The following is a 21532-nucleotide window of genomic DNA, read 5'->3' as shown; positions in this document are numbered from 1 at the left end:
AACGGCTCCATTTTCTGGTTACCAAAAATATTACTTACCTGATACATCAATAGTTGATGTATCAACGCTAGTTGCTAATTTTTTTGCGTTCAAATCTTTTTTGATTTGTGATGTTGAAATCTCAGGTGTACGTGGCAAATAAACAACTTCAGCTTCAGTCTCATCTTCGATAAAATCAAACTTACCAGCCCAGTCGTCACCCATAACCATCGTATCAATATGATACTCTTTCATATCAGAAACCTTTTGATCCCAACTGTTTTCAGGAATAACTAAATCAACGTAACGAATTGCTTCCAATAATTGCTTACGTTTTTCATATGAGAAATATGTTTTTTTCTGTTTTGAATCCCAATTAAATTCATCAGATGACAAAACAACAATTAAATAATCACCCATTTGCTTAGCGCGACGTAATAAATTAATGTGCCCATAATGTAACATGTCAAACGTTCCGTATGTAATAACTCGTTTCATAAATCTATACCCCTTTTTGGCCCTTTTGTTCCATTTTTTCCTATTTATTTAATTATATTATAAAATGCTAATCTTGCATCATTTCGGTAGTGCTTAATATCAAATTCTGCAATCTCGGTTTGTTGCTCTATTGCAAACAACATCTGTGACACAAATGCATCTGTTGTCACATCTTGTGTTAATAAGCCATATGTTTGATTTCCTAAGACGCCAACATTGGCTGCAATATTAGTTGCCACGATTAAACGATGTTGCATCATGGCTTCCAGTAAGACCATTGGTTGTCCTTCATATAACGAAGGATGAACAAAGACATCTGCCACTGCCAAATAGTCAGCCGGATTATCAACTTGACCTGTAAACAAGACGACATCAGCAATCCCGAGTTGTACTGCTTGTTTTTCTAAATCACCCCGAATAACACCATCCCCAACAATAATCAATTCTGCTTCCGGATGTTGCTGATAAACCTTTGCAAAAGCATCCAATAGCATTGTTTGATTTTTTTCAGGTGATAATCTACCGACAGCAACAAACACAAAATGCTCATAAGTTGCCCAATTACGTCCGTTTGCATAAATCAGTTGCTTAGAAATACCTTGATGTATGTCAGCAATTTTTCGCTTTCGACCATCATCAGTGACTAGTGTTGTCATCCCATTTTGTCTAATTAAACTAATAAAATGATTATCTGCAACATGCATATCAATTTTTCGTGTAATCCATGGTTTAGCCAACATTGATACTGGCTTAACTTCATCAACTAGCAAAACGTCTGCTTCTAATTGAACGCCTGATTGTTCGTCAACTAACTTATCTTCTTCAAACATTATTTGCTTAACATGTTTATGATGAATAATGGGTTCTGCTATCCAAACATACTGATTAGTAATCAAAGCAAAAATCATAAAGTCGTTTGTTTCCCAGTTCCAAACACGTGCAAGTTCAATAATTTGATCAGCAATTACGATTGGTTGCACCTGTTTGTCTACTAAAGTTCGATAATAGGCAGCCTCAAATGCCTTTGTGACGACATAGTAATAATTAAAATGGCTAGTATCCAAAACCGTCACCATTGTAATTGGTAAGCTTATATGTTCACCCAATGATTCAGATTTCAACTCATAAACTTGTTGATCACCAATAAATTTAGCCGTTGCATAACCTGCAATAATTTGTAAGTCTGCTGGTACTGATCCAAAAGCATCGTGCACTTTATCTCTAGCAGCTGCATTTAAAATTAATGCGTTCTCCAGATAATCCTGCAGGACAATACTTTGATTTACTTGCAGTGGTACGTTGACAGCCTGTAATTTCACTGATTTTGCATCAATCCACCACTGCTTTTTACCAACTCTCACGCGATAATAAGTTCCCACTTTGGTTTTAGCTACTGCTGTTGCCAAATAAAACTGATTAATTGTGGTGAGTTGCCGTTGCTTTAGTCCTCGCTTTGTTAGCCCTAATGGTTGATTGGTTAAAGTTGCAGATTTTAAAATGGTGAATAATTGTCGTATGCCAACATCATATTGCTGTTCTGATACCTTATGTGACAACTGATTCCATACCCATTGATAGGTTGCAAAATGCTTCCCCATTTGCATCGGTAACACACTGGAAGCCTTTAACCAACCTAATTGTGCTTGTTGCGGCAACTGCACTTGATAATAACGACCATCGGCGGTATCCGCTTGCGCCAAAATCTTTACAAAAGTATGGTTTAGCCATTTAGCTTGCCCAATAACATTAGCCGTATCATTGCCTTTTAAATAAGGTGTTTTAAACAGACGACGCTTATTGTTATAAACCCAGCCAATTTGATTGTGTGATTGCTGGTCCAGTAATTCATTATTTTCTTGTACAACAATATCCTGGCCCATCACCCAACCACGCGGTAAATCATTAATAGCTAACTTATAAAAGTAATGCTGCTTGATTTGGGTACGTCCAAGCACACGAATAGTATCTTTTGGCTTTAACTGAATTGTTGATGCCGCTTGTTTAGAAACGGCAATTAATGAATGGAACATCTGCATTGCAAATTTGTTAGCTTTTGCTGGCGCTTGATAATCTTCAATCACCACTGCGCTATGAGTCTCATTTTCTTTATTATCACCAGGTAACGTTAATGAATTTGGTACTACGACCATTTGTTCTGGGCGCACATATTTCGCCAACTTCTTTTGATTAATTTGCTTTAAGGTCTCTGAAACTGACACAATTTTATCAAACACTGGATACAGCGTGAACAAGGCACCTAATTTTTTAGCATGCACTTTTTTACCATCAATAACCTTCTGTGAATCAGCATATAAATCGTTATGTTGATAAACAACTAATTGTTTACGTGGTATGACTGTAAATAATTTTGAGCCATTATATGAATACCCTGAAAAATCAATTAGTGTATCAAATTGCACACTATTAAACAAACGATCCACTTCACGCAAATAACCTTGCTTGGGGATATGATTATCTGCCCAATCTTTAATACCATGCTCACTCACATAACGGTCTTGCTTATGCTCCGGCCGTGTCAGCGCTGTTACACCAAAGCGATAAATTAACCGCACTCGTTCATCTAATTGATCAACATTATTAATAATATCAGCCTTATTATTATCCCAAAGTAAGTACGTCACATCATAACGATCATAATCAAGATTATGACTGAGATTAATGGCACTAGTCGTAATCCCATTATTTCCCATACTACCAGGGTAAATTAAAATTTTAGGCTTATTAAGCCCTTCTGCTCGTAAATGATTAACCCCATTAACCGATTGTTGCGCAAAAATAGTCGCCACCATGCGTTCGGTCACATGGCCATCATCATATGGGACAACTTTGTTCTTTAGTGCTTGATATTTTGTCGCATCGTCTTGATTACTTTGGGTAATATGCTGAAGCTTTTGCCCAACTTCTTCAATATCGTCTAGTATTGGACCTGGTAGTTCATCATCATTAAAATACATGCCACGATAATGACTATATAATTCATGATCCCACGCATAAAAAATAATGGGTTTATCTGTGACCATAAAATCAAAGAAAATACTTGAATAATCCGTAATTAAAATATCAGTTATCCCAAGAATCAGATTAGCATCCATCTCATCTGGCACTAAATACTGTTTTAAAGCTTGATGACGACTTGCTAACTGATAAGCATATGGATGTACTTTTACCAAAATATTTTTATCCGGGTTTAATTGCTGAAGTACTTTTATTTCTTCATAAATTTGATTAATACTTCCTGATGGATTCGAAATTGATGTTCCCTTCCATGTAGGTGTATACATAACGACGGGCTTTGTTTCATCAACAATGACTTGATGTTGGTGCAAATAAGTAAAAGTTTGTGCCTGTTCATCAGCGTACGTTAAATCAATACGCGGATAGCCACCTTCTAATATTTCACCTTGGTACAAACCATTTAGTTTATATCTATCCAAAAAGACATGCGAAGTATGTTTATTTGGCGAAATGATATAATCAGCCATTAATAAATTACGTTGCACGTTTTTTAACGATGTTTTTGAGCCCGGAATATCATAGCCCATATATTTTAAAGGCGTCCCATGCCAAGTATTAATATACACTTGGTCGGGCTTTTTATGCCAAAATGACTGAAAAGTTGAGTTGGTAATGAGATACTTCGCTGCTAACAACCACTTCGCATAATCGGTTGTATTTCGTCTAACCCAAATTATTTTCTGCTGTAACGCAGTCGGAATATTAGCCACCATTCGGTTTATGTTTTGCGGACTATTATCAGTTACAACCCAGACATGTTTTAAATCTCGATAAGTTTCATGAGCTGCCAAATGACGAAAAATCGCTAATGGCGAATCCGTTATTGATTGACCGTCACGCACCTCATAAAGGACAACCTGTTGATCAACCGTTGACTGATCATAATGACGAATGTAGTATTCACGTGTCTTCTTTAAGTCCGAATATTTGTACGTCATGGCAACTTCAGCAATATGCGCCAAACGTTTTGCTTTTTTCTTTACATCCATGCTCATTATCCACCAAATCTCACATTAAAAATACTTTATTGACATCATGCTTATTTTCAAACAACACATCATAATGACGATTTAAATTAATGACATAATCATTTGGTTCAATCGTCCGATTAAACCATTGGTCATATAAATCTACCTCACCGTAGACAAGTGGTTCATCCCAGCCAAGTAGTTGATAATCAGACCGTAAGCCCCGTTCGTCAAAGTGCACAACAAGTTGCGCTGTTAAATCAGTATCAACGTATTCATCACGTACTGGTAATTTAGTTTTCGTATCAAAATGGCGAACAACCTGAATATTACCAGTACTATTAACTGACACACGTTGATGTGGTCGCTTTTCACCTGGTTTTGCAAAATCAACTGCCGTTACAGCTCCTGCTTTGTTTGTAATAATGGCAATGCGTACTTGACCATCTTGCTTGAACAAGCGTTGGCCCTCAGCGGTCTTTTCCACTGTCATCTTCTGATTACCAATATAATCTTTAGTAAATTTATTAACATTGTCTCGGACATCACTATGCAAATATTGTGAGACATAAAAACTATCAATTTTTACATTAGGTATGTCGTTTGATAATTGTTCATACTCATGAATAAGCGTATTATAATCACCTTTATAACGGGGGTCTAATATCGTGAAAGTTGTTGCATTACCAATTAGTTGACTGATATTGGCCATATATTTTTTTATTGCACTAATATCAGTTTTCCCCAGTTTATCAATGATTATTTTCACTTGATTATCCATGTGTAATTTCCTCTTTAATTTTTTTATATGTATCCAGGTATTAACCTGGTTAAATGCCTAATTTACATAGACGATAAATTGTGAATCATGATCGGGTTGACCATCGACGATTGGGCTAATGCGCCAACCTTCTTTAACCTTAGCCACATAATATGACCATGAACGATTACCCTGGCTTTTACTTGCTAATACTAAACGACCACGTGTTCGATTAGTAAAACGATTATCGACAACGACCAAATTTTCACCCTGATTATTTTTGACTTCAGCCCCATCAACAATCATCTTTTGCCAACGTTTTGTGCTCGTCGTTTGATACGTACCATTAGGGATAATCGGTGTATTATCCGCATACCCAAATACGTGACCGCGTTCCGCAAACGCCCCAATCATAATACCGATAATCAACACTGCTAAGACTTGAATAATGCCTAATTTCTTTTTCATTTTTATATCCTTTACACAAAGTCCATGAAGCGACTACGGAAACGCATATGAATATGTGCTCCTAAAATCAACAAAATAATCACAATACCCCAGAAAATCAAATTAGCAGTGACGTTTTGCCAAAACCAGATAGGATTTTCTAATAACGTTTCACGGAATCCTTCAATAATATAGTATAGTGGGTTCAGCTTCAAAATGTTTGACAACAACAATGGGAAGCTCGGACTATCAACGGGAATAATTACCCCCGATATCCACATACCAACACGAAGTACGGCAGCATAAGCGTTATAAAAATCAGGTACCAAAACCGTGATCGTTGACGTTACCAATGACAATGCATATAAGAAAATAAACATCGCAATAAAATAGTAAAAGAATTGTAGCCAATAAATCGAAGGTTTAACATTCATAAACAGAATAGCAAAGAAGGCCATCCCCAACATTACAAAATAACGACGTAATTCGGTCACAATTTCAGTTAATGGAATTGCTGCTAATGAAAACTTCATGCGCGATAACATGTTTACTTGTGTTTGAATACTTTTCGCTGATTTTTGCATCGCTGATTGCATGAAAAAGTAAGTCACCATTCCTAAAGCAATCCAAGCAATATAGCCTGCCAAACCAGTCGCATGGGGGTTACTCTTATCACCACCACCACGCACAGCAAACATTAAAATCATGACACCAATCTGCAAAGCCGGATCTGCAAAGTGCCAAAAATCACCTAAATAGTTTTGCCGATACGTTTGATCATTATTATAACGCGCAATACGACGGACAACCGGCCAACTTTTAACCAACTCTTTTATAATTTTCCAAATATCTTTCACAATAACTACCTCTCAACCGGTAAGGTCAATACTTGACCTGGTGTAACGGTTTCATCTGTCAACTGATTGGCTTGCATAATTGCTGCAACAGAAATATTGGCATTTGCTGCAATACTTGCCAATGTTTCACCCTCTTTGACAGTATAACTATTCTGGGTAGCAGTGAGCATATCTGTTTGCTGACTGTTATTACCATTACGGCCATGTCGTTTATCCAATGCCGCTAACTTTGACGGTGCAAAATTAGTAATTAAATGAGTCGGATGTGCCATAACATTTGCCCATGACATATTTAATAATTGCTTATTCATTAAGCCAACCGTTGCAACAATAAAAATTATTAAAACAACACGTGTGAACCAACCCATTTTTTCATTATCTTCCACAAACGCATGCTGATTTTCTTTTTGTCGCTGCACGGCCGTAGCCGGATCCGCTAACATTTGTCGATTACGTTCAATTTGCTTTAAATGTTCTAACGTAAACGTTTTTTGCGCCTCTTTATAACGCTTTTGATACGTCAAACGTTCATTTTCTGACAAACGATTAAAATGCTTCAAAAAACGATCATATTCAGGCATCACTTCGTCAATTGGCCCATCCATGCGAATATCACCATAGTGCATCCAAATAACGCGATCAGCCATTTGACGCATCTGCGCTGCCGAATGTGATACGAAGAAGATTGTTTTGCCTTCTTCTTTAAAACGTTTCGTACGTTCCATTGATTTTTGGGTGAAAGTTGGGTCACCAACGGATAAGGCCTCATCAATAATCACGATGTCTGCATCTGAATAAACTGAAATTGCAAAACCTAACTTTGATTTCATACCAGATGAATATGATTTAACGGGTTGATCAATAAAATCACCCAATTCAGAAAATTCAATGATGTCATCCATCTTCGCTTCAATTTCTTTTTCCGTCATGCCCTGCATCAAAGCTTTCAGACGAATATTCGCACGACCGGTTAACTGTGGTCGCATCCCCGCCCCAATCGCAATAATTGAAGTTGAACCATTGATCGTCATTTGACCACTGGTTGGTTGTGTTAAACCGGCTACCATTTCTAGTAAGGTTGATTTACCAGAACCATTAGTTCCGATGACACCAATGGTTTCTCCAGCATGGGCCTCAAAAGAAACCCCTTTGACTGCCCAAAAATTAGGAATACCTTTACCCCAGAATTTAAAGACAGCTTTTACTTTATCAGATTGTCGTTCAGCTAAATCAAATCGTTTGGTGACATGATTCGCTGCAACAGTTACTTTTTTATCAGCCATTTCTCTAACCTATCTTTATTGTGCTGTGTCTTGCGTATCACCAGATTCGGTGTCTACTGATGATGCTGGTTCGCTGTCAACAGTTTCATCTGAAGCGCCTGATGTTGTATCTGAACCATCAGTATTGCCACCGCCATTACTATCAGTATTAGGTGTTTCATCGTATGATGGGGTCCAAACTGGTTGATATGATGGGGCTGCCGGCACGGGTGCTTGCTCAATTCCTGTATCAGGCGTCGTGTTATCCGGCACGACTTCTTCGCTCGGAACAATTGCTTCCTCACTACTTGGTTCTTCAATAACTTCCTCTGTATCAGGAATAACAGGTTCAGCAACTGATGATTCAACAACCTCTTCACTTGTCGTTTCTTCACTGCTTGAAACTGCAACGTGTTTATCATCATCTTTTAGAATTGTCATATGTTTAACAATTTTATTTTCACCACGCGTTGCCGTCACCGTATACTTACCTGGCATGACAAAAGTTACTAAAATATCTTTTGCTGCTTTATTAGGTTTGTAATCCAAATCTCGTAATTGTTTATGACTGCTGGTAATTTTAATCGCTGTATTCTTTGACACATGAATCTTAATTTTAGCCTGGCCATCATCAATGCGCACTTTTTTTGCGCTTAAATGGACAAGTTTTGCATCATACATTTGGTCAGCACGGATTTGCTTTTGATGATCAATTGCCGCTTGACGAGCAGCATGTTCTTTATTCATTGAAAAGCCGGCAACTAACGCAACGATAACGCCAAAGACAAGAAAAAAATGGCCCATTCTTTTTGAACGATCAACTTTTTTTACCCACGAAAAAATAGTCACAAATAGGCCAAAAATAGCCACAACAATTGCAATGAGTAGTATGTATAAACTAATCATGTACTTCTACTCCTTTATAATAAAAGCGGGCATGCGTTTTACGCTTGCTCTTAGATGGTAAAGCATGCCAATCCCCATACATTTGCGTTAAATAATGTTGACTAGCGGCTGGTATGTATATATTTATATCTTCAAATTTAGCACGTTGCCGTTGCTGGTAAACTGCCAAATAAAAATTTTCTTTGGTATTATTTAATCCTTGCACAATATACAGACTATAGATATCAGAATGATTTTGATAACGTTGATTAGTCTTTTGTGCCAATCGATCCATTTTATTAGCCCACCAAGTGGTGGTATGCCGTTTTGCATACTTAATTAACAATGGCTTTAACCACCAAGCCGGTTCTTGATGCGAAATAGCTAATCGTCGCGTTGAATTACGCATTACATCTAAATACTTCATATGATAATAAGCTTTTTTTTGCCCAAATTTAGTCGGTGGCACAGCATCGATTGGAAAAATATCGACATAAACGCCGTTATTGACGGTTGCCCACTTACCGTCAGCTTGTGTATATGTATCGCTTATTCTGGCATAACCATACAACCAATTTGTCGTATTTAATGGTGTTAACAGTTCAAATTGTGAATTGTTGGGCTTATATTCACGAATAAATCGCTCATATTCATGCCGTGGTAAGGCCACATCAGCATCGTCATCCCAAGGAATAAACCCTTGATGACGAACAGCACCGAGGGCACTACCACCTGTTAAAACGTAATGATAGTCATGTGTGTCAAAATATGTAACAACATCTTTCAAAATGGCTAACATAATTTTCTGTACGGCAGGTACAGTCAAATATTTTTGTTGTTGCGCCATTTAATTCCCCAATCCTTAAATACCATATCAACTGATTGATACGTGATTTCAATTTTTACTTATAATTACCTTAAAAATCTCATAAAATTCACTACTAACGTACTAATTTTATATCAAATTGTACACTTGTGCAACTGGCCACTATCTTGCAGCTGGGACAAAATCCACCTTTTTTAACCGGAAAAAAACAATTAAAATACGGATATATTTATTATGCTAAAAAAACATCAACCTAGTCATTTTAAGCTGGCAGATTGATGTCTTATCATTTATTCAATTAGTCGCCAACTTTTTCGATTTTAACGGCAGTACCATAGGCCGTTACTGAATCACCAATGGTACCTGACGATGAATCGAAGCGCATCATAACGACAGCATTCGCGCCTAATTTAGCTGCTGCTGTTTTCAAACGATCAATTGCTTCATCACGCGCAGTATCTTGTAGTTTTGTATAACCTTTAATTTCACCACCAACCAACGTTTTGACTGACTGTCCAAATGATGAAATCACATTTCGAGAACGGGTTGTTAATCCAAAAACTTCACCAAAAGTTTCAACTGTTTGGTATCCAGCAATAGATTCTGTTGTTGTAATTAAGACTTTTTCTGACATAAATATTTACCCTCCTGATCATCTCATGTTGCACCATACACCTACTATGTCATAAAGCGTCGCTAATGAAAACTGTGATTAAAAATCATGGTTAATTCTTAACATTTTTTTATTTTGAAAGCGCTGTAACGTCATATCAATGATCAATTGTCGTAATGCTAGTCTTTCTGACCACTCTGGAATGGTATACCAGGCAAAACCAGGGACTTTTTGACTCAAAATAACATTAGATAAGTAAATATCGGTCTTATCTGTAAATTCATTAGTCACGATTATATTTAATGATTGCCATTGTTTAACCATCTGCGTTAAATAATCTTCTAACGCTGGCATATCGATCAAGTCAATGGTAATGGTAATAGCAGGTAAGGCCTCTTTTACCGAAATCGTTTTAATTAGCGCATTCAATAGAGGATTAAACATCATCCCTAGTAACTGTGCAGTGTCATAACGGAAAACTTGCGCTAGCTTTTGAATCACCATTTTGGTAAACGCTGTATGAATCGGGTAACTAGTCGTTTGAAAAGCCATGTCAGTCGATAAATGACTTTCTTGCGGCGGAAAATAAGTTAACCGAATAATCAACGGCGTTAACAGCTCCGTCATCGCTTGTCTTTGAACTGTTGGCATGCTTTGTTTAAAGAAATCTTGATATGAATCGGTAATTTGATCAAATAAAGCTGTCATTTTACGTTGATTTTTAACTGTTAAATTGACAAGATAGTCGCTAGCATCCCCGATGCCCAAGGCATAGCACACCAGCACCCCATAACGTAATTCACCGTCTAAGCCAAGCTGATCATTTTGAAAATATTTCTGTAGATATGGTGCCATTTGATTCAACAGATTACGTACATTGTCTTGCAGATCTTTGGTTGGCCGTAATAAATCATCATCCATTGGTGCAATATGATGCCCATTTTGGATGCGCGTATACCAAACACCAAATACAATCGCTAAAATACGTTGCAGGGTCAATCGTTTAGTCAATAATGGCACCAAATTTTGTTGTACTTGTGTAATCGCTCGATTCGTTGCACCAGAAAAGGGCAATGCTTGATCCGCATAAGCCAGATAAATTAATTCAATCATGACGGTTCTAATTTGTTGCTCATCACCGACCAATTGATAATTATCAGTAATATCAATATTTTGTTCACGTAGCTCAGTGCGCATCGCTTCTTTGGTCATCCGAACAACTGTGGTACTCGATGAATGTCTAAAAGCAATTGCTTCATTAGAATGAATATCCTCTAAAAAGATATCTAATAACATCTCAAAACGTAAGGATTGGCGTAAATAAAATCCCTTCAATGAAGCGACACTGATTAATTGTAAATTTGTTAACGTGACTGTGCGATTTGCATCTGCCACTTCAATAAAAGTTTGCTTGGATTTGGTCATACTTTGATAATCAATATTAAGTTGTTGAATTGCTTGTAAGATACGATATCGTGACCAATTAACAGCAGTCATTAGATCTTTAATTAAAAAGGTCTTACTATGATGGGTCATTAAATATCGGTGCAATATTAACCGTTCTTCATCTTTTTTTGAAAGTAACCAGTTCATTGTGTCTGCTCTCTTTATTTTTAGTCATAGCCTTATGATAAACAGATTAGGAGTAATATTTTAACTTTATTTTTATTTCTTTGAAAAAAATAAAGTCATTAATAGAAAACCCACTCTCATGTTCAACCATGAAAGTGGGCATTCACAGTTGCTTCCAACTGTTTAACGAAATGATTATTCTTTATTAAATAACTCAGCGTATTCGCTATACCCTTGTGCTGTTAATTCTGCAACAGGGACAAATCGCAAAGATGCTGAATTAATACAATAACGGAGACCACCTGCTGCGATTGGTCCATCCGTAAAGACATGGCCAAGATGTGAATTGGCATCTTGTGACGTCACTTCCGTCCGATACATACCATATGAAGTATCTAAATGACGTTTAACAGCTTTCTTTTTAATCGGCTTTGTAAATGATGGCCAACCACAGCCGGCATCATACTTATCCAACGAACTAAATAATGGTTCCCCACTAACAATATCAACATAGATACCGTCGTCAAACCACGCATCATATTTGTTATTGAATGGCGTTTCCGTAGCGGCTTTTTGTGTGACCGCATATTGCTCAGGTGTCAATTGCTCACGTAATTCCGCATCACTTGGTTTTGACATATTAATTACGCTCCTTATCTGACCAGTATTGTTTTTGATATTTTTTACGAGGCATCATCATCATCATTTCACGTAATGGGTTCTTTTTGTAAAATTGTTGGTGTTCTTCTTCTGCATCATAAAAAGGCTTCGCATCCTCAATTGTTGTGACAATTGGCTTATCAAATCGCCCCGAGGTAGCAAGCGTCTGTTTAGATGTTTCGGCTACTTTTCGTTGCACAGCATCCTTGACGAAAATTACTGGTCGATACGTCTCACCACGATCTGCAAATTGTCCCATTGCGTCAGTTGGATCTGCTAATTGCCAATATAATATCACAAGCGCATCATATGAAATAATGTCATCATCAAACCAAATTTTCACCGCTTCAGTATGCCCTGTCATATGAGCAGCTACTTGTTCGTAACTTGGATTTTCAACTGTTCCGCCGGTATAACCAGAGCGCACTTTTTCAATTCCTGGCAATGTTTCAAATGGCTCAACCATACACCAAAAACATCCACCAGCAAAAATTGCTGTTTGCATTGTCATTTCACATACCTCCTATAAATATAGGATACCACTGTCAGCTTAAATTACTTATCTTTATTATCATCTTTGTGGTTATCTTTATGCTCGTCCGACTTATTATTTTTTTGCGCATCTTGTGCTTGCTTATTAGCTGAATCAGCGGTTGCATTCGCTTTGTCTGCGGCGGCGTTAGCATCTGCTACTGCTTTGTTGGCAGAATCTTGAACAGCTTGTACGGAAGCGTTTGTATCACTCATTTGTTTTTTCACATCATTTAAGTCTTTATCTTTTTTATCAAGCGACTTTTCTAATGATGAGACTGATGCTTTATATTTACCGGCATCCTGTTCTGCATTCACAATTCGCTGATTCGTTTTCGCTGCTTTTTCCAACAACGGCACACCGCCATTGGTATCAATAGCTCGTTGGTATAAACTTTTTGCCGACTCCCAACTTTGCTGTTTGATTGCTTTATCAGCTCGTGCAAGATAGTCTAGCTGTTCACTTGCTGTACGGTTTTCAATTGATACTCGCACCTTGCGCGAAGCTTGATAATGTTGTTTTGCGGTTTGCCAGTCTTGGACGGCAACGGCATCGCGCGCCTTGTTTAATTCTCTATTGTAAGTACGGTCATCACTAAACCACATCATGGCGATATAACCTGCAATAATGATAATCACCAGGCCAATCACCGAGATGGTTATTTTTTTCCGACTCATAATACCCTCCTTTAGTAGGTAATTTTAGCATTATATCATGTTTATATTTAACCAACAATTCAATCACATAACATGATTAACAAGCATAAAATTTATGTAACAGTTTATTCATATCAAGATTTCCTGTAAAATGAAATTTATCTTAAAAAACGGAGAAAATATCATGGCAATTAAACATTTCAATCAATTATTAAATAAATACGCTGACCTAATCGCTCAAGTTGGTATCAACGTTAAACCTGGTCAAGATATTATCATCTACGCTGAAATTGATCAGGCTGATTTGGTTCATCGTATCATGGCAGCTGCCTATAAGCTTGGTGCTAATCAAGTCATTGTAGAATGGAAGGATACCATCTTACAACGTGAATTCTTAAAGCATGCTGACCAAGCAACGCTTTTAAGCATGCCAACTTGGTTCTCAGTACGTGCAGAATCATTAATGGCCAATCACACATCTCGTATTTCAATCGTTTCTAGCGATCCAGATGGTTTTAGCGATGTCCCCAGTGATCGTGTGTCACTTTACGAACAAGCCTATCAACGCGCCAACAGTGCTGTTCGTCAAGCCACTATGAATAATGATGTTTCATGGTTAGTCGTTGCTGCTGCCGGCAAAGAATGGGCCCAAAAAGTTTTTAATGACCTATCTGCTGACGAGGCAACAGCCAAGTTATGGCAGGAAATCTTTAATATTAACCGCATTAGTTTAGAAAACGACGTTGTTGCTGATTGGCAAGCACATATTAATACCCTTAATAAAAAGGCTGCTTGGCTAAACCAGCAAAACTTTAAAGCGTTACACTACCACTCTACTAAAACTGATTTAACAATTGGTTTAGCAGAAGACCATGTTTGGGAAGCTGCCGAATCATTTAATAAAGCCGGGAATCGTTTTGTCCCAAACATGCCTACCGAAGAAGTGTTCACTTCACCTGACTATCGTCACATCACAGGTACGGTGCAATCAACTAAGCCGCTCTCATACTCTGGTGTCTTAATTACTGATATTAAGCTCACCTTCGAAGATGGACATGTTGTGGCAGCGGATGCGACAAATGGACTAGAAACCTTGCAACAGTTAATCAAAACTGATGCTGGTGCCGCTTCACTTGGGGAAGTATCACTTGTGCCCCATGATTCGCCTATTTCAAACTCAAATATTGTTTTTTACACAACGCTAATTGATGAAAATGCCTCTGATCATTTGGCATTAGGTGCAGCATACCCTTCAAATATTAAAAACGGTACTCAAATGGCCGTTGCTGAACGACAAGCAAAAGGACAAAACGATTCATTAGTCCACGTTGACTTCATGATTGGTTCATCAGACATGGCTATTGATGGTGTTGATCAAAATGGCCATCTTGTCCCTGTTTTCCGTAATGGTAACTGGGCATAGCCTCATCATCTAATAAAAAAACAGCAAGTTATGCCATATTGGATAACTTGCTGTTTTTTTCTAGGTAGCATACTTGTATGCACCATCGTTTAATTTGTATTTAACTATTTATCTTGAAACACCAACAATGACATTCCCAACTTGAGCAAAACCAAAGTGTGTTGAACCCGCACGCATCTCCCAGTCACGATGACCAGTTCCACTAGCAGTTGTCATGTTTGTTTCATTGTACCAAGCATCTACGACAGACGATCCTGAACCAAATCCAATTGAAATCACTTCGTTAGGATTGCTCCAGTGCTCATTTGGAATAGCACCACCAGCATTGGCAATTTGTTGTGCACGGGCTTGCGCTTGTGCGGCCAAATCTGATGACCATTCTGTTGTCATACCACTACGCATAGATTTCAATGCATTAAACGTTGAATTATCAACATTACCTGCTGAAGCGGCTGAGGCTGAAGTTTGTGCGGCTTGTGCTTGTTGTGCAGTTACAGCTGATTGACTAGCAGCAGCACTAGCATTGGCTGCGGCAGCATCATTAGCGGCTGAAGCTGATTGTGCTGACTGTGCAGCTGCATTTGCCTTGGCAGTTTCTGCAATTGCTTGTGACTCAGCTGCCTTAGCTGCGGCTTCACTGGCAGCCGTCGCATTTGATTCAGCTGCCGCCATTGAAGCTGCTTGCGCTTGTGACGCTGCAACACTAGCAGCGTAAGCCTGTGATGCTGCGGCTTGTGAGGCAACGGCCTGACTTTGAGCTGCTTGTGATGCCGCAACTGCTTCATTGGCTGCAGCTTGTGACGCTGCAATTTCATCAGCTGAAGGCGTTACTTCATAGGCCATTTGGGTTGGTTGTTGATTAACAGACGTTGCTGCAACTGGGGCCACAGTGTTTGAGCCGTTAAAATGTTGACCAGCAATAATCAAATCGGGATTAACAATACCATTAACAGCAGCAAAGTTATCAACAGTGTTATTAGTAGCCATTGCTAGTGCCCAAACAGTATCACCTAATTGCACTTGATAATTGTTGACACCACCATTGTTTGCGACTTGTGATGCAACTTGATCAACAGTGTTAGCTTGCCATACATCTGCAGAAGCAGACTCATTACTACTTACAAAAGCAACTCCTGCTGCGGTTGTTGCTACAGCAACTGCGGCCCATTGCTTTCCTGCTTTATACATTTTTTTGTGTGACTTAGATTCCATTGATGAAGTTTCCCCTTTAATCATTTAACACTTTCACGTGCCTTTAATTTCATTAGTTTTTATAACGTTCTTTAATAATAACAAATATTCTTAACAAAATCATTACAATTTAAAGGAAAATTTTTACACTTCTTAATAATTAAGTGTCATTAATTAATATTTACTGGAAAACTAGCTGGTAACGGGGCACCAATTGCAATTATCTTCGTCGTGAATGGTATCGGTATTTGAACTGCTGCCGAATGTAATAACAATCCACCTGGATAATTGGTTTGCAGATTGTATAAATCATCCCCCACTAACGGATGTCCAATCGCCGCCATATGTAAGCGGATTTGATGCGTTCGGCCCGTTTCTAATACCAGTCGCACTAGCGTTTGTTGGTAACCGGTTTTTACTTTTGTCCAATGGGTTATGGCTTGTTTGGCATGTTCACCATTAATTTGACGTAGCCGCTGATTGGTTGGATGATCACCAATTGGCAGGGTAATCGTGCCTTGATTCTCATCTAATATCCCATTTACCCAAGCCAGATAAGTACGCTTAATCGTTTTATCATGTAGCTTTTGGTTCAACATCGGTACAATGTAAGGTACTTTAGCAATAATTAACGCCCCTGTTGTCTGACTGTCTAGACGATGGACCATATAAGCATTTTTATTTTGACGACTTAAATAAGCTTGTGCAAAATTCATCATCGTGCCATCCTCACCAGGAGAATTAGGATGAGATTTAACACCCTGTTGTTTATTAACAACCATGAAGTCATCATTTTCAAATAACACCGCCAATGCTTGACTGTCATCCGGTAGATAATGCGAATCTGGCGTTATAAAATCATGCGCCAACCACGTCATTTGCAATTTATCGCCAGGATTTAAAATAGTTGAAGTTGGTTGATAATGACCATTTAAATGAATGCGTTGTTCAATACGAAAATTGCCACGTACTCGTCGTGGTACTTGCCAACGTATTAACTGGTCTTTCAGCGAAATTGCTGCTTGGTTAGCTGGTAACACGAGTGTTTTTGTCCATGATGTCATCATGATTACCTCCAAAGAACAAATAAAAAAAGCCTGAGAGAAAACTCCCAGACTTTCTTTGGTTAAAGCTCGCTAATATTACAACTTTGAAACGTTAGCTGCTTGCAAACCACGGTCACCTTGTTGTACTTCAAATGATACAGCTTGACCTTCTTCTAATGACTTGAAGCCATCAGTTTGGATTGCTGAGAAGTGTACGAATACATCATCACCTGATTCGCGTGAGATAAAACCGTAACCTTTGTCTGCGTTAAACCACTTTACTGTTCCTTGTTCCATGTCTGAAACCTCCTGGCATCTTGCCATAAAAATTTAATAATCCAAAACGAAGATGCCCTTATTTCATAGAAACATAAAACAAAATCTTTCAAACTATGTTCTTAGTATAACACGTGTTCGAAACTAATGATACTTGTTTTTATAATATATATATATTTATCAGCAAAATACGTCTATAATCACAAAAAAACATTCATCAAAGACCAACAGTTACCTGTGAATCAATTGATAAATGTTTCATTGTATACATATACGTTTACTTTAGCATTTGCTTCATCGCAGCCGCTGTCATTTCAGCCGTTACTTGTTGTGTATAATCAGCAACATCATTGGCACTAGCTTTAGGGTTAGCTTTTAAATAGGTAGCAACCTTTGCTTGTACGCCCTCACGCATTTGCTTTTGTTGTGCTGCTGCAGCTGTTTTATCTTGTGCTGCCATTTGTTGCTTAGCAGTTAATTGCTTGGCTTGTTTAGCAGACAAAATAACCCATGTTTTTTCTGGGACTGTCACAGTTGCTGTTTGCTTAACAAGTGAATGTCCTTCACCACCAAAGCCCAACATTAACTTAAAGAAGTCATTTCGCCATTCCCAGCGTGTTGTCACTGTTTTCACAGTCGCTTTGTCGACATCAGCTGTTTGATAGGTTGCACGTTTATGCACTGCCTCAGTCATATTCTTTTTATCTGGTACAAAGTGTGGCTTAGCTTTTTTATCTTCACGATCTGCATAGATCATGACATAGTTATCCGCCTTTGTTCCCAGTTGTTGCGTAATCAACATACCAGCTGGTGACTTTGAACCACCGGCTGAATAAATTGTTTTCTCAGACGATGTTGTGACTTGCTTCATCCCGTAATGAGAATTCATGTTGGCTGTTAAAAATAGGATTGTGACCATCAATAGTCCAAATGAAATCAAACCAGCTACAAAACGTGTTGTACGATTATTAATATTCATCCATGACACATAAGTCAATATTGAAAGTATGATCAAAACAATAATTATCATTGTAGCTTAGTCCTCCTTTTCATCTTTAATTGTCACGCCGTTAGTCATACCATATGGCACAACCTTACCCTTACGGATAAAGAATACCAAGATAAGTCCAACAATCGCAAACATAAATCCAAGTGCAAATGAAACGCGGAATCCCTTCATTGAAGCATCTAACATGTCGGCCCCATATTGTAATGGGTTAGCCGTTTGTAGTGCCTTACTTGGTTGACTATTAGTCATGATATTTTGTGTCACTGATGTTAACAATGCCACAACAACTGACGAAGCTACTTGACGGGCCGTGTTGTTTGAAGCAGTTGCATGAGCTGCTTCATTTGGTGGCAAAACTGACATTGACATTGTTGTTAATGGCATCATGGCCGTAGCAACACCAAACATACGAAGTGCATATAATGTGGTAATAAAAGCACCTGGTGTACTTGTTGTAATAAACATAAATGGTAGTGTTCCCAAAGCTAGGATTGCAAAACCAATAATTGATAGACGCTTAGCACCGATACGGTCATAAGCACGACCAGCAATTGGTGCCATAATTCCCATTAACAAAGCTCCTGGTAACAGCACTAAACCTGAATTTAATGTTGACATACCGTGAACATTTTGTAGATAAGTTGGTAGCATCATTTGGACGCCCATCATTGCCATCATTGTCATCATCACTGCAAGCGTCGTTAATGAGAATTGCTTGTTTTTGAAGACACGGACGTCCATGAAAGGCACTGGCATTTTAAGTTGACGCCAAATGAATAGTAGGATAATAACCAACCCAACAAGAATTGGTGAGATAACTGTCTTGATATCGCCCCAACCATCTGTTGATACGTTGGTAAATCCCCAGATGAAGACACCAAATCCAACAACAGAAAGGATAAATGATAGGATATCTAGCTTCATGTGCTTAGTTGACAAGACATTTTTAACGAAGAAGAATGACAAAATAAATGCAATGACAACAACAATTAATGGCAAAATAAAGATAGTTCGCCATGAATCAGAAATTGTCAATCCTAATAAAACATGATCCTTTTCTAGAATCCAACCAGATAGACTAGGCCCAATAGCTGGTGCTAATCCAATAACAATACCGTTAAGTCCCATGGCAGCACCACGTTCTTCAATTGGATAAATGTTAATCATAACAACCTGCATCAAAGGCATTGTAACACCAACTGCAACCGCTGTAATAATACGTCCTAATAGGAAGATCCACCATGAACTTGATTCAGCAGGTGAAAATGCTGTTAGCGCCATTCCAGTCGTTAACAAAGCATATGAAATAATATAAAGCGTTCTTGTATTAATACGCGTTGATAGGAAGGCTGATATCGGCATCATCACCCCATTTGCTAGCAAGAACCAAGTTGTTGCTTGTTGTGCCGTTGAAAATGAAATATCAAAATCATGCATTAGGGTTGGAATAGCCGTCCCCAATGACGTTTGCATTAGCACACCCGCGAATGTACCAATCAACAATACAGCCACCATAGCTGTACGGTTAAATGGCTTACCATTCATATCAAGCGTTATTTGTTTATTTTGCGCCATTTTTTTCCTCCATTTTTATCTATAATCACAAGATATAATTCTAAAACTCATTTATCTTTTTATCAAGGTTTTTTGTTAAGTAATTTAACAAGATTTGTGATTTTAAACACAAAATAATTTACTGTTAATTTTGCCAACTAAGAAACAAACAATCCCACAAGTAATGAAACCACTTACAAAAAGTCATAAATCGACGCTTATTTTTGTATTTTAATTCACAATTTAATCAAATTATTATTTAAGTTTTCATTAAACGGCATTAAAAAAAGATTGAGACCTAATTATCTCAATCTTTTTATTCATTATAAGTTATAAAGCTTACCACCAACCGTTAGCAGCACGGAATGCAGTTGCGTTTTGGATTGAACCATAACGTGAGTTTGCATAATTTACCATACCGGCAGTTTGTGAAGCAACGGAACCAGAACCCCAACCTTCTTTAGTTTGGCCAAGTCCACGGTAGCCATTTGGTGAAACCGCATTAGCATTTCCACCTGATTCAGGCATTACAACAGAATTCCACAAAGCTTCAGTTCCACCGGCAGCTAAGAATTGTGCCTTAGTTGATCCACCAGCAGCCGGTGCAGCGGCTTGTGCTGGCGCAGCTTGTTGCGTTGGTGCTGCTTGTTGTGCTGGTGCTGAAGTTTGAACAGCAGCTGATGTTGCTTGTTGTGTGGCTTCACTAGCAGCAGCTTTTTGTGCAGCGGCTTGTGATGCGGCAGCAGAACTTGCAGCGGCAGCTGATGATGCAGCTTGTGACATTGCTAATGATGCAGCCTCACTGGCAGTATCATCGGCTGATGATGCAACGTCAGCTGCATCCAAGTCTTGCCCATCAGGTACTTCAATTTTTTGATCAACAAAGATCATGTCGGCATCTTTTAAGTTGTTTGACTTAATCAAGTCATCAACTGTCATGTTAAATTTATCAGCAAGTTGTGATAATGTATCACCTTGCTTAACTGTATATGTTGAAGCGGCATCTACAATTGATGATCCAGCAACGAAAACTGACGCAACTCCGGCAACTGCTAAGGCTGTTTGTTTAACTTTACTCATAAACTTAATATTAACTCCTATATTGGAAACAAATTTTTTTATATTCACTATAACCCGTAACTCTCAGGTCTATTTCACTTTTGAATGTCATCCATCCAACAATATGTATTAGTTTACCAATATCAGACTTTTAAATATTACGATTATATTAAATGAGATTGCATTGTTCGTTTATTACGATTCTCAAAAGTAACATTTCCGTAATATATCACGCTAAACCCTATTAATAGCAGGATTTAAAAGACTATCTTGCACCTATTTAACTGGTTAACAATGAGGTCGTTTTCATACATTTATGACACAATAAAGGCCGAAAACCTTAAAGTTTTGGCTCTATACTTTCTAGCGTGAAACTAAACATTTCACGCTTTTTATTTTGTCTTTTTCACATAAAAAAAGACA

Annotated in this window: 20 protein-coding genes; 1 reads left to right on the top strand and 19 read right to left on the bottom strand. The window is 38.1% G+C overall.

Annotation, left to right across the window (positions count from 1 at the left end; genetic code table 11):
- Positions 1-30 precede the first annotated feature (30 nt).
- The 13 genes from tagD to FFM61_RS08460 form a co-directional block, all read right to left on the bottom strand.
- On the bottom strand, positions 31-477 hold the full coding sequence (gene tagD, locus FFM61_RS08520; protein WP_074428042.1) for a glycerol-3-phosphate cytidylyltransferase: 447 nt from the start codon (positions 475-477) through the stop codon (positions 31-33).
- Between the two features lie 44 nt (positions 478-521).
- Positions 522-4502: a CDP-glycerol glycerophosphotransferase family protein gene (locus FFM61_RS08515; RefSeq protein ID WP_074428041.1), complete on the bottom strand. Its 3981-nt coding sequence runs from the start codon at positions 4500-4502 to the stop codon at positions 522-524.
- Between the two features lie 19 nt (positions 4503-4521).
- A complete protein-coding gene (locus FFM61_RS08510; protein WP_074428040.1) occupies positions 4522-5262 on the bottom strand; it encodes a hypothetical protein in 741 nt (246 codons plus the stop codon).
- A 57-nt stretch (positions 5263-5319) separates the two neighbouring features.
- On the bottom strand, positions 5320-5709 hold the full coding sequence (locus FFM61_RS08505; protein WP_074428039.1) for a hypothetical protein: 390 nt from the start codon (positions 5707-5709) through the stop codon (positions 5320-5322).
- Positions 5710-5720: 11 nt separating this feature from the next.
- Positions 5721-6545: an ABC transporter permease gene (locus FFM61_RS08500; RefSeq protein ID WP_074428038.1), complete on the bottom strand. Its 825-nt coding sequence runs from the start codon at positions 6543-6545 to the stop codon at positions 5721-5723.
- Between the two features lie 5 nt (positions 6546-6550).
- A complete protein-coding gene (locus FFM61_RS08495; RefSeq protein WP_074428037.1) occupies positions 6551-7828 on the bottom strand; it encodes an ATP-binding cassette domain-containing protein in 1278 nt (425 codons plus the stop codon).
- A gap of 15 nt (positions 7829-7843) precedes the next feature.
- The gene (locus FFM61_RS08490; RefSeq protein ID WP_074428036.1) at positions 7844-8713 is read right to left on the bottom strand and encodes a hypothetical protein; all 870 of its coding nucleotides are present in this window, start codon (positions 8711-8713) and stop codon (positions 7844-7846) included.
- A complete protein-coding gene (locus tag FFM61_RS08485; protein ID WP_074428035.1) occupies positions 8706-9539 on the bottom strand; it encodes a LicD family protein in 834 nt (277 codons plus the stop codon). The genes FFM61_RS08490 and FFM61_RS08485 overlap by 8 nt, the downstream gene beginning before the upstream one ends.
- A gap of 277 nt (positions 9540-9816) precedes the next feature.
- Complete coding sequence (locus FFM61_RS08480) at positions 9817-10152, bottom strand: heavy metal-binding domain-containing protein (RefSeq protein ID WP_074428034.1); 336 nt, start codon at positions 10150-10152, stop codon at positions 9817-9819.
- Between the two features lie 78 nt (positions 10153-10230).
- Positions 10231-11724 carry a helix-turn-helix domain-containing protein gene (locus FFM61_RS08475; protein ID WP_074428033.1) on the bottom strand — a complete coding sequence of 498 codons (1494 nt, stop codon included), beginning with the start codon at positions 11722-11724 and terminating at the stop codon, positions 10231-10233.
- 174 nt (positions 11725-11898) lie between these two features.
- A complete protein-coding gene (gene msrB, locus FFM61_RS08470; protein ID WP_074428032.1) occupies positions 11899-12342 on the bottom strand; it encodes a peptide-methionine (R)-S-oxide reductase MsrB in 444 nt (147 codons plus the stop codon).
- Position 12343: 1 nt separating this feature from the next.
- Positions 12344-12874 carry a peptide-methionine (S)-S-oxide reductase MsrA gene (msrA, locus tag FFM61_RS08465; RefSeq protein WP_074428031.1) on the bottom strand — a complete coding sequence of 177 codons (531 nt, stop codon included), beginning with the start codon at positions 12872-12874 and terminating at the stop codon, positions 12344-12346.
- A gap of 44 nt (positions 12875-12918) precedes the next feature.
- The gene (locus FFM61_RS08460; RefSeq protein WP_074428030.1) at positions 12919-13572 is read right to left on the bottom strand and encodes a hypothetical protein; all 654 of its coding nucleotides are present in this window, start codon (positions 13570-13572) and stop codon (positions 12919-12921) included.
- A gap of 163 nt (positions 13573-13735) precedes the next feature.
- On the opposite strand from FFM61_RS08460, the gene FFM61_RS08455 reads away from it, so the two are divergent.
- Positions 13736-14974 carry an aminopeptidase gene (locus tag FFM61_RS08455; RefSeq protein WP_074428029.1) on the top strand — a complete coding sequence of 413 codons (1239 nt, stop codon included), beginning with the start codon at positions 13736-13738 and terminating at the stop codon, positions 14972-14974.
- A gap of 108 nt (positions 14975-15082) precedes the next feature.
- Here FFM61_RS08455 and FFM61_RS08450 read toward each other — a convergent pair whose 3' ends face one another.
- From FFM61_RS08450 to FFM61_RS08425, 6 genes are all read right to left on the bottom strand, one after another.
- A complete protein-coding gene (locus FFM61_RS08450; protein WP_074428028.1) occupies positions 15083-16186 on the bottom strand; it encodes a LysM peptidoglycan-binding domain-containing protein in 1104 nt (367 codons plus the stop codon).
- A 149-nt stretch (positions 16187-16335) separates the two neighbouring features.
- Positions 16336-17232, bottom strand: coding sequence for an RluA family pseudouridine synthase (locus FFM61_RS08445; protein WP_240006001.1), 897 nt, complete (start codon positions 17230-17232; stop codon positions 16336-16338).
- A gap of 75 nt (positions 17233-17307) precedes the next feature.
- A complete protein-coding gene (locus FFM61_RS08440; protein ID WP_040760279.1) occupies positions 17308-17508 on the bottom strand; it encodes a cold-shock protein in 201 nt (66 codons plus the stop codon).
- 256 nt (positions 17509-17764) lie between these two features.
- On the bottom strand, positions 17765-18517 hold the full coding sequence (locus FFM61_RS08435; protein WP_074428027.1) for a DUF4811 domain-containing protein: 753 nt from the start codon (positions 18515-18517) through the stop codon (positions 17765-17767).
- Positions 18518-18523: 6 nt separating this feature from the next.
- Positions 18524-20071, bottom strand: coding sequence for an MDR family MFS transporter (locus FFM61_RS08430; protein ID WP_074428026.1), 1548 nt, complete (start codon positions 20069-20071; stop codon positions 18524-18526).
- Positions 20072-20389: 318 nt separating this feature from the next.
- Complete coding sequence (locus FFM61_RS08425) at positions 20390-21130, bottom strand: LysM peptidoglycan-binding domain-containing protein (RefSeq protein ID WP_074428025.1); 741 nt, start codon at positions 21128-21130, stop codon at positions 20390-20392.
- Between the last annotated feature and the right edge of the window lie 402 nt (positions 21131-21532).

Origin of the sequence: Weissella hellenica (genome assembly GCF_005405545.1) — a bacterium.
Taxonomy (GTDB): domain Bacteria; phylum Bacillota; class Bacilli; order Lactobacillales; family Lactobacillaceae; genus Weissella; species Weissella hellenica.
Note: the sequence above shows the minus strand (reverse complement) of the source record. Positions and strands in the feature narration are given on the sequence as shown.

What these genes read in the sequence shown, in the direction of transcription:
- tagD (WP_074428042.1), bottom strand. Translation starts at nt 477, where the DNA reads ATGAAACGAGTTATTACATACGGAACGTTTGACATGTTACATTATGGG.
- FFM61_RS08485 (WP_074428035.1), bottom strand. Translation starts at nt 9,539, where the DNA reads ATGGCGCAACAACAAAAATATTTGACTGTACCTGCCGTACAGAAAATT.
- FFM61_RS08475 (WP_074428033.1), bottom strand. Translation starts at nt 11,724, where the DNA reads ATGAACTGGTTACTTTCAAAAAAAGATGAAGAACGGTTAATATTGCAC.
- FFM61_RS08480 (WP_074428034.1), bottom strand. Translation starts at nt 10,152, where the DNA reads ATGTCAGAAAAAGTCTTAATTACAACAACAGAATCTATTGCTGGATAC.
- FFM61_RS08505 (WP_074428039.1), bottom strand. Translation starts at nt 5,709, where the DNA reads ATGAAAAAGAAATTAGGCATTATTCAAGTCTTAGCAGTGTTGATTATC.
- FFM61_RS08495 (WP_074428037.1), bottom strand. Translation starts at nt 7,828, where the DNA reads ATGGCTGATAAAAAAGTAACTGTTGCAGCGAATCATGTCACCAAACGA.
- FFM61_RS08450 (WP_074428028.1), bottom strand. Translation starts at nt 16,186, where the DNA reads ATGGAATCTAAGTCACACAAAAAAATGTATAAAGCAGGAAAGCAATGG.
- FFM61_RS08515 (WP_074428041.1), bottom strand. Translation starts at nt 4,502, where the DNA reads ATGGATGTAAAGAAAAAAGCAAAACGTTTGGCGCATATTGCTGAAGTT.
- msrB (WP_074428032.1), bottom strand. Translation starts at nt 12,342, where the DNA reads ATGTCAAAACCAAGTGATGCGGAATTACGTGAGCAATTGACACCTGAG.
- FFM61_RS08490 (WP_074428036.1), bottom strand. Translation starts at nt 8,713, where the DNA reads ATGATTAGTTTATACATACTACTCATTGCAATTGTTGTGGCTATTTTT.
- FFM61_RS08435 (WP_074428027.1), bottom strand. Translation starts at nt 18,517, where the DNA reads ATGATAATTATTGTTTTGATCATACTTTCAATATTGACTTATGTGTCA.
- FFM61_RS08440 (WP_040760279.1), bottom strand. Translation starts at nt 17,508, where the DNA reads ATGGAACAAGGAACAGTAAAGTGGTTTAACGCAGACAAAGGTTACGGT.
- FFM61_RS08455 (WP_074428029.1), top strand. Translation starts at nt 13,736, where the DNA reads ATGGCAATTAAACATTTCAATCAATTATTAAATAAATACGCTGACCTA.
- FFM61_RS08445 (WP_240006001.1), bottom strand. Translation starts at nt 17,232, where the DNA reads ATGATGACATCATGGACAAAAACACTCGTGTTACCAGCTAACCAAGCA.
- msrA (WP_074428031.1), bottom strand. Translation starts at nt 12,874, where the DNA reads ATGACAATGCAAACAGCAATTTTTGCTGGTGGATGTTTTTGGTGTATG.
- FFM61_RS08510 (WP_074428040.1), bottom strand. Translation starts at nt 5,262, where the DNA reads ATGGATAATCAAGTGAAAATAATCATTGATAAACTGGGGAAAACTGAT.
- FFM61_RS08460 (WP_074428030.1), bottom strand. Translation starts at nt 13,572, where the DNA reads ATGAGTCGGAAAAAAATAACCATCTCGGTGATTGGCCTGGTGATTATC.
- FFM61_RS08425 (WP_074428025.1), bottom strand. Translation starts at nt 21,130, where the DNA reads ATGAGTAAAGTTAAACAAACAGCCTTAGCAGTTGCCGGAGTTGCGTCA.
- FFM61_RS08430 (WP_074428026.1), bottom strand. Translation starts at nt 20,071, where the DNA reads ATGGCGCAAAATAAACAAATAACGCTTGATATGAATGGTAAGCCATTT.